This window comes from Bradyrhizobium sp. USDA 4451, assembly GCF_054822585.1.
On record NZ_JBTRCH010000001.1, the window covers coordinates 4,676,225 to 4,689,756 of the forward strand.

Here is a 13,532-nt window from a genome sequence, read left to right on the forward strand (position 1 = left end):
GCTGAACTGATCGATTCACCCCGTCATCCTGAGGAGCGCGAAGCGCGTCTCGAAGGATGAACGGCCCCGTCGGTGGGCCGTCGCCCTTCGAGGCTCGCTTCGCGAGCACCTCAGGGTGATGGATAACGGCCTTTGCTCCCGCCCGCTTACTCCGCAGCCTGGCGCTTGGCCCCGGACATCATCGCCTCGAGCCGTTCGCGGATGATCGCTTCCGCCTCGTGGACGATGCGCGAGACGAGCTCGGCGCAGGTCGGGATGTCGTGGATCAGGCCCTGCACCTGGCCGGCCGACCAGATGCCTTCGTCGGCATCGCCGGTCGCGTAGACCATCTTGCCGCGGGCGCCGGCGACCAGTTCGCGGACGTCCTCGAACTTGGCGCCTTCCTTTTCCATCTGCACCACCTTGGTCGAGATCGCGTTCTTGGCGACGCGCGAGGTGTTGCGCATGGTGCGGAAGATCAGCTCGGTCTCGCGCTCGTCATTGGCAACGATGCGTTCCTTGACGAGCTGATGGATCGGGCTTTCCCGGGTGCACATGAAGCGCGTGCCCATGTTGATGCCCTCGGCGCCGAGCGCCAGCGCGGCGACGAGGCCGCGGGCATCGCCGAAGCCGCCGGAGGCGATCATCGGGATCTTCACCTTGTCGGCCGCGGCGGGGATCAGGATCAGGCCGGGCGTGTCGTCCTCGCCGGGATGGCCGGCGCATTCGAAGCCGTCGATCGAGATCGCGTCGGCGCCCATCCGCTCGGCGGACAGCGCGTGGCGCACGCTGGTGCATTTGTGCAGCACCTTGATGCCGTGCTTCTTGAACTCGTCGACATGTTCCTGCGGCTTGTTTCCGGCGGTCTCGACGATCTTGATGCCGCTCTCGATGATGGCCTGGCGATATTCGGCGTAGGGCGGCGGCTTGATCGCGGGCAGGATGGTGAGGTTGACGCCGAACGGCTTGTCGGTCAGCTCGCGGCAGCGCGCGATCTCCTTGCGCAGATCGTCCGGCGTCGGCTGCGTCAGCGCGGTGATCATGCCGAGCGCGCCGGCATTGGCGACGGCGGCGACCAGCTCCGCGCGCCCGACCCATTGCATGCCGCCCTGCACGATCGGGTGGTCGACGCCGAACATTTCGGTGAAGCGTGTCTTGATCATTCTGCCCTCGTTTCCATCAGAATTTTCCGCGACGCGGACGGCCGCGCACGGTGCTGTTTTTGGATGTCGAGGGAAGGATGCAGTCCTGTCCGGCAAATGTCTACCGGCCAGCTGTGGCGCGCCCATGCGGAAATGAAGGGGCGCGCGGTGGTCCGCGCGAGGGCGGTGCAGAAGGCTTCGATGATCCGATCCGCTCAGGCGCCGGTGATCGATCACGCAGCGCCTGGCTGAGAGCGACGAGATCGAGACGGCTATTGGGTCGGCTGGGCCTGCTCGGATGTTTGATAGGCCGTCACGGTGCGCGCCATCGCAGCCGTCGCTTCCTCGTCGAACGCGGCCGAGATGTCGCGCATGCTGACGACGCCGATCAGGCTGTAATTGTCGATCACGGGCACGTGGCGGATGTGGTGCTTGGTCATGAGATGACGGATGTGCTCGAGCGTGTCGCTCGAATTGCACGACACCAGCTGCTGCACCGAGACGAACTGCGACACCTTCATATTGGCGCCCGCCGCACCGTGCGCGGCGATCGCGCGCACCACGTCGCGCTCGGTGAACATGCCGGCGCAGGTGTTGCCTTCGGTGCGAACGACATCCTTGACCACGAGCGCGCTGATATTGCTGGCACGCATCAGCTGCGCGGCGATCGCGACCGTCTCGTTCATGCGGACCGTGGCGACGCGGGGGGTCTTCTTGCGCAGGATATCTCCGACTTGCATGGCAACCTCCTTGGGATCATCGGTGACCTAGTCTGGTATACATAATACCAATTGTCAACGGGCGGATTGCAGCAATCTACCACCGGAAAACAGCTTAAATAGGCAGGTTTGCTGACATGTCGGATGATTGTGGGCGGTCATGAGCCGGCGAGCGATCACCGCGACCTCGGCCATCTGGCATCTGGTATCCCTGACGATCCCAAACGAAAGAGGCGCACCGGGGTGCGCCTCGATCAGTCCGGCAGGCGATCGCGAGATCAGGCGGTCTTGTCAGGCGGTTTTGGCGCCCGGTGCGGTCTCGGTCGCGGCGGCCGCTTCGTTGCCGTGGATGAAGGCGCGGCGCATCGGCTTGATCACGAACAGCGCCATCAACGCCGCGGTGGCGTTGAGCGCGACCGCGATCACGAACACCGCCTGCCAGCCATAGCTGGCGGCAACGATACTGGCGGCCGGCACCAGCAGCGCGGCGGTGCCCTTCGCGGTGTAGAGCATACCGTTGTTGGTGGTCGCGAACTTCGCGCCGAAGGTGTCGCCGGAGGTCGCCGGGAACAACGAGTAGATCTCGCCGAACACGCCGAAATAGACCGCGGTGGCCAGCACGAACACCAGCGGGTTGTGGCCCCAGGTCGACAGCGTCAGCAGCATCAGCGCGCCGGTGCCGAACGCGATGAACATGGTGTGCTCGCGGCCGATATTGTCGGAGACCCAGCCGAAGAACGGCCGTCCGAACCCGTCGAAGATGCGGTCGAGCGAGATCGCAAAGGTCAGCGCGGCCATCTGGAAGCCGGCGAGCGAGACCGGCGTCGTGGCGATCTTGTAGTCGTGCGCGATCGGCGCGATCTGCGCCGCCGCCATCAGGCCACCGGAGGCGACCATCACGAACACCAGGTACATCACCCAGAAGATCGGGCTACGCAGCACCTGCGGCGGCGTGAAGTCGATCTTGGTCTGCGGCAGATTGAGCTGCTTCTTCTTCGGCGGGATCGTGACCGAAGGCTTCTGGATGAAGAAGGCGAGGATGAAGACGATCAGGCCTTGGCCGATGCCGAAATCGAAGAACGCGGTCCGATAGCCGCTCGCGGCGATCATGTTGGCGATCGGCACCACGGTGATCGCCGCACCCGCGCCGAAGCCGGCCGCGGTCGCGCCGGCGGCGAGGCCGCGGCGATCGGGAAACCATTTCAGCGCATTGCCGACGCAGGTGCCGTACACCGCGCCCGCGCCGATGCCGCCGACCACGGCCGCAGCGTAGAGCAGAGTCAGCGAGTCCGCATAGGAGTTCAGCACCCAGGCCAGCGCGATCATGATGCCGCCGAACATGATGACGATCCGCGGACCGTATTTGTCGACGAACCAGGCCTCGACCGGCACCAGCCAGGTCTCGGTCACGACGAAGATCGTGAACGCGAACTGGATCGCCGCGCGGCCCCAATGGTGCGCGCCGTCGATCGGATCGACGAACAGCGTCCAGCCATATTGCAGGTTCGCGATCATCGCCATGCAGACGATGCCCATGACGAGTTGCAGCCAGCGGAAGCCGCTGGACGAAGGTTGAGCTTGTGTTGCGGCCGTATTGCTGGAAACCATCAAGTCCTCCCGAGCGCGCCCGGTCTTCGTGAGACCCAGTGTCGCAATTCTTGTGGCGTATCGTCGCAAGCGCTCGGGCGAGGTTGGTATACTATATTCCAGAAAGCAAGCTGATCTTCTGCTGCGACGCAGCAAAACTGGCATATTTTGGGCTGATCCGGCTTCTCGGCGGGGTGCCGAACAATGAAAAACGCCCGGCGATCCGCCGGGCATTTCGTGAGCGGAAGAGCGGGTACGTTGCTTACGCCGTTGCCGATTTCGCGACCACGATTTTCCGCCATGGCTTGAGCACCGCGATCGCGAGCAGCGAAGCCAGGATGTTGGCGCCGGCCGCAACGATGAACACGCTGTCCCAATGGCCCGACGACTGCTGCATGTAGTTGGCGATCGGCACCAGCAGCGCGGCGGTGCCTTTCGCGGTGTAGAGCAGGCCGGCATTGGTGGTGGCGAATTTGGCGCCGAACGTGTCGGTGCAGGTCGAGGGGAACAGCGAGTAGATCTCGCCCCAGGCAAAGAACACGAAGCCCGAGAGCAGCACGAACCAGATCGGATCGTGACCCCAGAGATAGAGCATCCAGATGCCGAAACCTTCCATGCCGAAGGCGATGAACATCGTGTTCTCGCGGCCGATCATGTCGGAGATCCAGCCGAAGAACGGACGCGTCAGGCCGTTGAGCACGCGGTCGATCGTCGCGGCGAAGGTCACCGCCGTCATGGTCACGCCGATCAGCGTCACCGGGATGCTGTCGACCTTCCAGTCGACCGCGATCGGCTTCAGATTCGCCGTCACCATCAAGCCGCCGGCGCCGACGATCACGAACATGAAGTACATCAGCCAGAAGATCGGCTGGCGCAGCACTTCGGTCGGCTGATAGTTGCGCCGGGTCTGGATCAGATTGGCGTTCTGCACCACCTGCGGCACCTGGCCCGCCTTCGGCGCAAGCAGGAAGAAGGCGAGCAGCACGATGATGATGCCCTGGCCGAGACCGAAATACAGGAAGGTGGTCTGGAAGCCGGAGTCCTTGATCATCGCCTGGATCGGCGCCACCGTGAGCGCGGAGCCGGCGCCGAAACCGGCTGCGGTGATGCCTGCGGCGAGGCCGCGCTTGTCGGGAAACCATTTCAGCGCGTTGCCGACGCAGGTGCCGTAGACGCCGCCGGCGCCGATGCCGGCGATGATCATGCCGAGATAGTAGCCGTTCAGCGAGGTCGCCTGCGCGTTGATCGCCCACCCGATCGCGCACAGGATGCCGCCGATCAGCACGACGAGGCGCGGACCGTATTTGTCGACGAACCAGCCCTCGACCGGCACCAGCCAGGTCTCGAACAGCACGAAGAGGGTAAAGGCCCACTGGATCGAGGCGCGATCCCATCCAAACTTCTTCTGGATGTCGGGGACGAAGAACGTCCACCCGTATTGGTAGTTTGCGATCATCACCATCGCAGCGACGCCGATGGCGAGTTGCGTCCAGCGATAGGTGTCGCTGACACGCGCGGCCGCGGGGGCCGCAGTTGCCTGAACCATGTCCGACATTGATCCTCCCAGTGCGCGCTTATCGTCATTCTGCTTTTGGCGCGGCGTGGCCATCTTGGTATTCGATATGCCAAGGTTCAAGCTGTCGCAGGTGCGGCGTGCGCATATGCCGCAGAAGACCGCATGCCACGGAAGATTCGGGGCCGCGCGAACACTAGTTCAGCGCGCAAAAAAATGGCCCCGAAAATCGGGGCCATTGGTCGAAGGTTCAATGTCAGGTCGCATCTTGCGCCGAAACACCAGCCGGCGAAGCGCGCGTGGAATCCCGGTGCCTTAGAGACCGAAGCGCGGCAGGTCGCCGTTGCGGTTGGAGATCTCCGCGCTCTTCATCAGAAGGCGGTCGATCGAGGCCAGCAGGCGGCCGAGCAGGGTGTCGGCGGGCGCGAGCGCGATGGCGGTGGTCTTGATGGCAGTGGTCTTGGACATTGTCGTCCCCTTTGGCTGGAGGCCAGCAACGGGCCGGCTCATCATCTGCCGCCAAACTATGTATACCAGATGCCAGATACAACGAACTTGTTTGCATAGCAGCATGCGCGGCTGTGCAATGCAGCAAAATGGGCTGATTGGTATCCCAAATCGGCCCTTCTGGCCGCCATTCGGCCGGCCATCATAAAAAGTGCCGACCTATGAGAGCTCGGTGACGCTGAGGACTTGCCGGAGGGGGGGAAGATGGCGAGACCAGCGGCGAGGGCGGTTGATCGGAAGCGCGATCCCGTACGCCGGCCGGCCGCCTCAACTCATCCAGCGCGGCAGCGGCAGATTTTTCTTGCGCAGGAAATCCGCATTGAAGAGCTTGGATTGGTAGCGTTGGCCGCCGTCGGCGAGGATGGTGACGATGGTCTTGCCGGGGCCGAGCTCGTGCGCGAGCCGCATGGCACCTGTGATGTTGATCGCGCTGGAGCCGCCCAGCACCAATCCCTCGTGCTCGATCAGGTCGAACAGGATGGGCAGCGCTTCCTGGTCCGTGATGCGGTAGGCCATGTCGATCGGCGTGCCTTCGATATTCCTGGTGATGCGGACCTGACCGATGCCCTCGGTGATCGAGTCGCCCTCGGTCGTCAGTTCGCCCCTGGTGAACCAGTTGTAGAGGGCGGCGCCCATGGGATCGCTGAGCGCGATCTTCACGTCGGGGTTACGCTCCTTGAGCGCGCGCGCCACGCCGCCCAAGGTGCCGCCGCTGCCGACCGCACAGGTGAAGCCGTCGATCTTGCCGTCGGTCTGCCGCCAGATCTCGAGACCGGTGGTGCGATAATGGCCGTCGCTGTTGGCGACATTGTCGAACTGGTTGGCCCAGAAGGCGCCGAGCTCCGCGGCGAGACGGCCGGAATAGCGTGCGTAGTGACGAGGATCGGAATAGGGCACCGCGGGGATCAGGCGCAGATCGGCGCCGTAGAGCCGCAGCAGGTCCTGCTTCTCCTGGCTCTGCGTGTCGGGCATCACGATCACCGAACGATAGCCGCGCGCATTGGCGACGAGCGCGATGCCGATGCCGACATTGCCGGCGGTGCCTTCGACAATGACGCCGCCCGGCTTCAGCTCGCCGCGCCGCTCGGCGTCGTCGATGATCGCCAGCGCCGCACGATCCTTGATCGAGCCGCCCGGATTGAGGAATTCGGCCTTGCCGTAGATGTCGCAGCCGGTGGCTTGCGATGGCCCGCGCAGCCTGATCAGGGGCGTATTGCCGATCGCCTCCAGGACACCCGAGCGAACATTCATGCTGCCGCACCCTTTGTTTTGTTGCGGTATCTTACGCCGGGTTGGTCAGCGCGTTGGTGCTGTTCTCGGCTTGATTTGGGAAGTATCTCTATCGTCCGCGCGGCGATGCCGACGATTTCGTTCTTTTGAAGGAGGCGGCGTCATGCGGGCTTTCACTTCAACGTTCAATGAGGAGGTGCCCGTCATGCGAACGCTGATCGTTCTCGCCTTTGCAGCCTTTGTCGCCGTTCCGACATTGGTCGCGGCGCAACCCATGACTGCGCAGCAGTATCGCAAAGAGAAAGGCCCCTGCGCCTGCCCCGAGGACAAGGACATGGCCGGAAACACATGCGGAAGGCGAAGTGCCTTCTGTGAGAGCGACGGCATCGACATTCAGAATTGCTATCTGAAGGACGCTGAGCGCCGAAAGCAAACGGAGTGCTCGTTCGTTTACGATCCGATCCGGCCGCCGCCGCTCGCGCCGAAGAGATAATCGAACAGGACGCTACCAATGAAAAATGGCCGCAGTTGCCCGCGGCCATTTATGGTGTTGATTGAACGCAGGCCTTACTCGGCAGCCTGCTTGCGCGGCGGGTCGAGCGCGCCGGAGTCATGGATCTCGGCGACCTGGTGATCGCTGAAGCCGAGCACCTCGCGCAGGATCTCGTCGGTATGCTCGCCGAGCAGCGGCGAGCGCTGAACGTCGCTCGGCGAATCCGACAGCTTGATCGGGTTGCCGACCGAGATGTACTTGCCGCGGGTCGGGTGATCGACCTCGACCACGGTTCCGGTGGCGCGCAGCGACTGGTCTTCCGCGATCTCCTTCATCGAGAGGATCGGACCGCAGGGGATGTCGTCCTTGTTGAGGATTTCCATCGCCTCGAATTTTGTCTTCGTCATCGTCCACTGTTCGATGCGGGCAAAAATCTCGTTGAGGCGCGGCAGGCGGGCCGGCGGCTTGGCGTAGTTCGGGTCGGTCTTCCAGGAGGGCTCGCCGATCACGTCGCAGATCTTCTCCCAGACCGGGGCCTGGGTGATGAAGTAGATGTAGGCGTTCGGGTCGGTCTCCCAGCCCTTGCACTTCAGGATGCGGCCGGGCTGGCCGCCGCCGGAATCGTTGCCGGCGCGCGGCACGGCATCGCCGAACGGAATGCCTTCGCCGAACTGGCTGTATTCCTTGAGCGGGCCGTGGGCGAGGCGCTGCTGGTCGCGCAGCTTGACGCGGGCGAGGTTGAGCACGCCGTCCTGCATCGCCGCGGTGACGCGCTGGCCCTTGCCGGAATGGGTGCGGTGATAGAGCGCGGTGACGATGCCGAGCGCGAGATGCAAGCCGGTGCCGCTGTCGCCGATCTGCGCGCCGGTGACCAGCGGCAGGCCGTCGCGGAAGCCGGTGGTCGAGGCGGCGCCGCCGGTGCACTGCGCGACGTTCTCGTAGACCTTGCAGTCCTCATACGGGCCGGGGCCGAAGCCTTTGATCGAGGCGACGATCATCTTCGGGTTGATCGCCTGGATCTTCTCCCAGGGGAAGCCCATGCGATCGAGCACGCCGGGACCGAAATTCTCGACGAGCACGTCGCACTGCTTGATCAGCGCGGTCAGCACTTCCTTGCCCTTCGGGTTCTTGGTGTCGAGCGTGATCGAGCGCTTGTTGTGGTTCAGCATGGTGAAGTACAGGCTGTCCACGTTCGGGATGTCCTGCAGCTGGCCGCGCGTGATGTCGCCGACGCCGGGACGCTCGACCTTGATCACGTCGGCGCCGAACCAGGCCAGCAATTGCGTGCAGGTCGGACCCGACTGGACGTGGGTGAAATCGAGAATGCGAACGCCCTTCAGCGCCTTGGTCATATCTATTGCTCCGTACTCTGGTCTGCCCCTGCACCCGCAGGGAGTGATGGGTTGAGGGGTTTACTTCTTCTTGCTCAGGACGCTCTGCGGATTGAGGTTGCCAATGCGGCCGCTCTCCGAGCCCGCCGCCGGATCGATCACCGCGTTGATCAGCGTCGGCTTGCCGGAATCCAGCGCCGCATTGACCGCGCGTTTCAATTCGTCCGGCGAGGTGGCGTTGACGCCGACGCCGCCGAAGGCTTCCATCATCTTGTCGTAGCGCGAGCCCTTGACGAACACGGTGGTCGCCGGATCGTCGCTTGTGCCGTTGACGTCGGTGCCGCGATAGATGCCGTCATTGTTGAAGATCACGACGCAGATCGGCAGCTTGTAGCGGCAGATGGTCTCGACCTCCATACCCGAGAAGCCAAACGCGCTGTCGCCTTCGACCGCCAGCACCGGCAGGCCGGTCTCGACCGCGGCCGCGATCGAATAGCCCATGCCGATGCCCATCACGCCCCAGGTGCCGACATCGAGCCGCTTGCGCGGCTTGTGCATGTCGACGACGCCGCGGGCGAGGTCGAGCGTGTTGGCGCCTTCGTTGACGAAGATGGTGTCCGGACGCTCCGCGATGATGGCGCGCAGCGCGCCGAGCGCTCCGTGATAATCCATCGGCGAGGCGTTGCTCATCAGCTTCGGCGCCATCTTGGCGACGTTGTCGTCGCGCTTCTTGGCGATGGTCGCGAGCCAATCGCTCGGCGCGGCAGCCCAGTTCGCGCCCATCGCATCGAGGAACGCGGAGACGCAGGAGCCGATATCGCCGACCACGGGCGCCACGATCTCGACGTTGGAATCCATTTCCTTCGGCTCGATGTCGACCTGGATGAACTTCTTCGGGGCCTCACCCCAGGTCTTGCCCTTGCCATGCGAGAGCAGCCAGTTGAGCCGGGCGCCGATCAGCATCACGACGTCGGCTTCCTTCAGTACGGTCGAGCGCGCCGCACCGGCGCATTGCGGATGCAGGTCGGGCAGCAGGCCCTTGGCCATGCTCATCGGCAGGAACGGTACGCCGCTCTTCTCGACGAAACTCTTGATCGCCTCGTCGGCCTGGGCATAGGCCGCGCCCTTGCCGAGGATGATGAGCGGGCGCTTGGCGCTCTTCAGCACGTCGAGCGCGCGCTTGACCGACGACGGGGAGGGGATCTGCTCGGGCGCCGCGTCGATCACCTTGACCAGCGACTTCTTCCCGGCGTCGGCATTCATCACCTGCGAGAACAGCTTTGCCGGCAGGTCGAGATAGACGCCGCCCGGACGGCCCGATACCGCGGCGCGAATGGCGCGCGCAAGCCCGATGCCGATGTCCTGGGCGTGCAGCACGCGGAACGCCGCCTTGCACAGCGGCTTGGCGATCGCGAGCTGGTCCATCTCCTCATAGTCGCCCTGTTGCAAATCGACGATCTCGCGCTCGGAGGAGCCCGAGACCAGGATCATCGGGAAGCAGTTGGTGGTGGCATGCGCCAGCGCCGTGAGGCCGTTGAGGAAGCCGGGCGCGGACACCGTGAGGCAGACGCCGGGCTTCTTGGTGAGGAAGCCGGCGATCGAGGCCGCATAGCCGGCGTTCTGCTCGTGGCGGAACGAGAGCACGCGAATGCCCGCCGCCTGGGCCATGCGGCCCAGGTCCGTGATCGGGATACCCGGCACACCATAGATGGTGTCGATGCCGTTGAGCTTGAGCGCATCGATGACGAGGTGGAAACCATCCGTCAGCTCTTGCTCGGTGCCCGGTGCCTCGGATTTCGTAGCGGTATTCAGCATCGGCATCGTCTCCCTGATCGTTCTTGTTCGGACGATCTGTTTGTCGTCAGAAGCGTGTGGACTCGAAGTATCTAAGTGAACAGTTCCTGACCGTGCGCCTCGACATAGGCGGCAAGGCCGAGCGTGTGATCGCGCGACCGCTTCTCGGCGAGTTCGGTGTCGCGCGCCTCCAGCGCCTCAATGATCCCGAGATGCTCGGGCAGCGAGGTCGCGGTGCGGTCCTTGCGGCCGATCGTGAGCTGGCGATAGCCGCGCACATGCAGCAGGAGGTCGTTGGTGAGGTCGACCAATACGGGTGATTCCGACAGCGCGATCAGCGCCTGGTGGAAGGCGATGTTGGCCCTGGAATATTCCTCGACGTGATCCTGCGGCAGGCGGTCGTCGCTGAAGTCCTTGAAGAAGTCGCGCAGCGCCGAGATGTCCTTCTTGCGCGCGGTGGTGGTGATCAGGCGCGCCGCCATGCTCTCCAGCGCCGCCCAGGCGCGGATCATGTCGACGATCTCCGACTTGGTGCGACGGACCACGATGATGCCGCGCCGCGGCACGGTCTTCACGAAGCCGTCCTGCTCGAGCATCGCGATCGCTTCGCGGATCGGCGTGCGGCTGACGCCGAGGCGTTCGGACAATGCGCGCTCGTCGAGCATCACCGGCTCGGGCGTCGCGTAGATGTCCATCTTCAGGATCGCTTCCTTCAAGGCTTCATAGGCCTTGTTCTTGAAGCTTGTCTCCGGCGCGATGCGGACGATGGCGATATCTGTGTCAGCCATGTTGGGCGACGCCTTGGTCTGTTTCGGGTCAGGCACGACTCGTCTCCTCCTCTTGGAGACGTCTTCTTAGCAGAAGAAATTACCTTAGATTTTTGGCATGCCAAATACCAGAATGTCAAGACGTGCATATTTTTCGGCATTTTTGGGGGGCGACCGACCTTGACAATTGCGTTTTTGGCATACCAAATGCCAGGAAATTGTCCCAGGAGGAAGCCGATGTCAAATTCGAAGGATGCGGTCCGCAAAATTCTCGATGCGGTCAAGGCCGACAAGCGCACGAGCCTCACCGCGCCCGAAGGCAAGGTGGTCTGTGACGCCTACGGCATTCCGGTGCCGAAGGAGGGCGTCGCCAAGTCGGCCTCCGAGGCCGCGCGGATCGCCTCCGACATGGGCTTCCCGGTCGTGATGAAGATCGTCTCGCCGGACATCCTCCACAAGACCGAGGCCGGCGGCGTGATTGTCGGCGTCAAGAGCGCCGTTGACGCCGAGAAGAGCTACGAGACCATCCTGGCCAACGCCAAGACATATAAGGCCGATGCCAAGATCGAGGGCATCCAGGTCCAGCAGATGCTGGGGGGCGGCACCGAGGTGATCGTCGGCTCGATCACCGATGGCTCGTTCGGCAAGCTGGTAGCCTTCGGCCTCGGCGGCGTGCTGGTCGAAATCCTCAAGGACATCACCTTCCGCCTCGCGCCCGCGACCAAGGACGACGCGCTGTCGATGCTCGACGGCATCCAGGCCCATGAGATGCTGAAGGGTGTGCGCGGCGGCGAGCCGGTCAACCGCGAGGCGCTCGCCGACGTCATCGTCAAGGTGTCGCAGCTGGTCAGCGATTTCCCCGAGATCGTCGAGCTCGACCTCAATCCGGTGTTCGCCACCAGCAAGAACGCGATCGCCGCCGACGTCCGCATCGTCGTCGACTTCGACTACAAGCCACGCCCGGCGCCGCGTCCGACCGAAGAAATCGTCGCCGCGATGAACCGCATCATGCAGCCGAAGGGCGTGGCCGTGATCGGCGCCTCCGCCGAGGACGGCAAGATCGGCAACTCCGTGATGAAGAACCTCATCAACGGCGGCTATAAGGGCGAGATCTACCCGATCCACCCCAAGGCCGAAGAGATCCTCGGTTATAAGGCCTACAAGAGCGTCAAGGACGTGCCCGGCGTGATCGACACCGCGGTGTTCGCGATCCCGGCGAAATTCGTCGCGGGCGCGTTGGCCGAATGCGGCGAGAAGAAAATCCCCGGCGCCGTGCTGATTCCCTCGGGCTTCGCCGAGGCCGGCGCGCCGGAATTGCAGGCCGAGATCGTCGAGGTCGGCAAGAAGTACAATATCCGCCTGATGGGGCCGAACATCTACGGCTTCTACTACACGCCGGCCAATCTCTGCGCCACGTTCTGCACCGCCTATGACGTCAAGGGCCACGCCGCGCTGTCGTCGCAGTCGGGCGGCATCGGCATGGCGATCATCGGCTTCTCGCGCTCGGCCAAGATGGGCGTGTCGGCGATCGTGGGCCTCGGCAACAAGTCCGATATCGACGAGGACGATCTGCTCGCCTTCTTCGAGCAGGATCCCAACACCAATCTGATCGCGCAGCACTGCGAGGACCTGAAGGACGGCCGCGCCTTCGCCGAAGCCGCCAAGCGCGTCTCCAGGAAGAAGCCGGTGGTCGTGCTCAAGGCGGGCCGCACCTCTGCGGGTGCGAAGGCGGCGTCGTCGCACACCGGCGCGCTGGCCGGCAACGACAAGATCTACGAGGACGTGTTCAAGCAGTCCGGCGTGATCCGCGCCCGCTCGCTCCGGCAGCTCTTGGAATTCGCCCGCGGCGTGCCGGTGCTGCCGACGCCGAAGGGCGAGAACGTGCTGATCATCACCGGCGCCGGCGGCTCCGGCGTGCTGCTGTCGGACTCCGTGGTCGACAACGGCCTGTCGCTGATGTCGATGCCGCCGGACCTCGATGCGGCGTTCAGAAAATTCATCCCGCCGTTCGGCGCGGCCGGAAATCCTGTGGATATCACCGGCGGCGAGCCGCCGATCACCTATGTCAACACCGTGAAGCTCGGCCTGTCGGATGAGCGCATCCACGCGCTGATCCTCGGTTACTGGCACACCATCGTGACGCCGCCGATGGTGTTCGCGCGCAACATGGTCGAGGTGAAGAAGGAGATGGAGGCCAAGGGCTTCGTCAAGCCGATCGTCGCCTCGCTCGCCGGCGACGTCGAGGTCGAGGAGGCCGCCGAATATCTCTACCAGAACGGCATCCCGGCCTACGCCTATTCGACCGAACTGCCGGTCGAGGTGCTCGGCGCCAAGTACAAATGGGCCCGCGGCGCCGGCCTGCTCTGATCGTCTGATCTGTCGAGACCAAAGGCCGCCCCGGACATCGTCCGGGGCGGCCTTTTCATTGGTTCCGCGCGCCAGGCGCTTGTTCCCGATCGCATCCGGACCA

The 13,532-nt window shown here is 64.0% G+C and carries 11 protein-coding genes; 2 read left to right on the plus strand and 9 right to left on the minus strand.

Annotated elements, in window-relative coordinates; genetic code table 11:
• Nucleotides 1-146 precede the first annotated feature (146 nt).
• The 6 genes from ACVMB0_RS21440 to ACVMB0_RS21465 form a co-directional block, all read right to left on the minus strand.
• A complete protein-coding gene (locus ACVMB0_RS21440; protein WP_456798312.1) occupies nt 147-1,142 on the minus strand; it encodes an NAD(P)H-dependent flavin oxidoreductase in 996 nt (331 codons plus the stop codon).
• Between the two features lie 251 nt (nt 1,143-1,393).
• Entirely contained in the window at nt 1,394-1,861 is a 468-nt protein-coding gene (locus ACVMB0_RS21445) for a CBS domain-containing protein (RefSeq protein ID WP_456755704.1), read from the minus strand.
• Between the two features lie 270 nt (nt 1,862-2,131).
• Nucleotides 2,132-3,448 carry an oxalate/formate MFS antiporter gene (gene oxlT, locus ACVMB0_RS21450; protein ID WP_461347577.1) on the minus strand — a complete coding sequence of 439 codons (1,317 nt, stop codon included), beginning with the start codon at nt 3,446-3,448 and terminating at the stop codon, nt 2,132-2,134.
• A 241-nt stretch (nt 3,449-3,689) separates the two neighbouring features.
• The gene (oxlT, locus tag ACVMB0_RS21455; protein ID WP_456755701.1) at nt 3,690-4,982 is read right to left on the minus strand and encodes an oxalate/formate MFS antiporter; all 1,293 of its coding nucleotides are present in this window, start codon (nt 4,980-4,982) and stop codon (nt 3,690-3,692) included.
• A 273-nt stretch (nt 4,983-5,255) separates the two neighbouring features.
• The gene (locus tag ACVMB0_RS21460) at nt 5,256-5,408 is read right to left on the minus strand and encodes a hypothetical protein (protein WP_456755700.1); all 153 of its coding nucleotides are present in this window, start codon (nt 5,406-5,408) and stop codon (nt 5,256-5,258) included.
• A 306-nt stretch (nt 5,409-5,714) separates the two neighbouring features.
• On the minus strand, nt 5,715-6,698 hold the full coding sequence (locus ACVMB0_RS21465) for a cysteine synthase A (protein WP_461347578.1): 984 nt from the start codon (nt 6,696-6,698) through the stop codon (nt 5,715-5,717).
• A 142-nt stretch (nt 6,699-6,840) separates the two neighbouring features.
• On the opposite strand from ACVMB0_RS21465, the gene ACVMB0_RS21470 reads away from it, so the two are divergent.
• On the plus strand, nt 6,841-7,170 hold the full coding sequence (locus ACVMB0_RS21470; RefSeq protein WP_461347579.1) for a hypothetical protein: 330 nt from the start codon (nt 6,841-6,843) through the stop codon (nt 7,168-7,170).
• 74 nt (nt 7,171-7,244) lie between these two features.
• Here ACVMB0_RS21470 and frc read toward each other — a convergent pair whose 3' ends face one another.
• From frc to ACVMB0_RS21485, 3 genes are all read right to left on the minus strand, one after another.
• Nucleotides 7,245-8,522 (minus strand): formyl-CoA transferase, encoded by a 1,278-nt coding sequence (frc, locus tag ACVMB0_RS21475; RefSeq protein ID WP_456755697.1) that lies wholly within the window; start codon nt 8,520-8,522, stop codon nt 7,245-7,247.
• A gap of 60 nt (nt 8,523-8,582) precedes the next feature.
• Nucleotides 8,583-10,316 carry an oxalyl-CoA decarboxylase gene (gene oxc / locus ACVMB0_RS21480; RefSeq protein WP_456755696.1) on the minus strand — a complete coding sequence of 578 codons (1,734 nt, stop codon included), beginning with the start codon at nt 10,314-10,316 and terminating at the stop codon, nt 8,583-8,585.
• A 71-nt stretch (nt 10,317-10,387) separates the two neighbouring features.
• Nucleotides 10,388-11,083, minus strand: a complete 696-nt coding sequence (locus tag ACVMB0_RS21485) for a GntR family transcriptional regulator (RefSeq protein WP_456756578.1) — start codon at nt 11,081-11,083, stop codon at nt 10,388-10,390.
• A 216-nt stretch (nt 11,084-11,299) separates the two neighbouring features.
• Here ACVMB0_RS21485 and ACVMB0_RS21490 point away from each other — a divergent pair, with 216 nt between their 5' ends.
• Nucleotides 11,300-13,429, plus strand: a complete 2,130-nt coding sequence (locus ACVMB0_RS21490; RefSeq protein WP_456798309.1) for an acetate--CoA ligase family protein — start codon at nt 11,300-11,302, stop codon at nt 13,427-13,429.
• The last annotated feature ends 103 nt before the right edge of the window (nt 13,430-13,532 follow it).

What these genes read in the sequence shown, in the direction of transcription:
- frc (WP_456755697.1), bottom strand. Translation starts at nt 8,522, where the DNA reads ATGACCAAGGCGCTGAAGGGCGTTCGCATTCTCGATTTCACCCACGTC.
- ACVMB0_RS21470 (WP_461347579.1), top strand. Translation starts at nt 6,841, where the DNA reads ATGCGGGCTTTCACTTCAACGTTCAATGAGGAGGTGCCCGTCATGCGA.
- ACVMB0_RS21460 (WP_456755700.1), bottom strand. Translation starts at nt 5,408, where the DNA reads ATGTCCAAGACCACTGCCATCAAGACCACCGCCATCGCGCTCGCGCCC.
- oxc (WP_456755696.1), bottom strand. Translation starts at nt 10,316, where the DNA reads ATGCTGAATACCGCTACGAAATCCGAGGCACCGGGCACCGAGCAAGAG.
- oxlT (WP_456755701.1), bottom strand. Translation starts at nt 4,982, where the DNA reads ATGTCGGACATGGTTCAGGCAACTGCGGCCCCCGCGGCCGCGCGTGTC.
- ACVMB0_RS21490 (WP_456798309.1), top strand. Translation starts at nt 11,300, where the DNA reads ATGTCAAATTCGAAGGATGCGGTCCGCAAAATTCTCGATGCGGTCAAG.
- ACVMB0_RS21440 (WP_456798312.1), bottom strand. Translation starts at nt 1,142, where the DNA reads ATGATCAAGACACGCTTCACCGAAATGTTCGGCGTCGACCACCCGATC.
- ACVMB0_RS21465 (WP_461347578.1), bottom strand. Translation starts at nt 6,698, where the DNA reads ATGAATGTTCGCTCGGGTGTCCTGGAGGCGATCGGCAATACGCCCCTG.
- oxlT (WP_461347577.1), bottom strand. Translation starts at nt 3,448, where the DNA reads ATGGTTTCCAGCAATACGGCCGCAACACAAGCTCAACCTTCGTCCAGC.
- ACVMB0_RS21445 (WP_456755704.1), bottom strand. Translation starts at nt 1,861, where the DNA reads ATGCAAGTCGGAGATATCCTGCGCAAGAAGACCCCCCGCGTCGCCACG.
- ACVMB0_RS21485 (WP_456756578.1), bottom strand. Translation starts at nt 11,083, where the DNA reads ATGGCTGACACAGATATCGCCATCGTCCGCATCGCGCCGGAGACAAGC.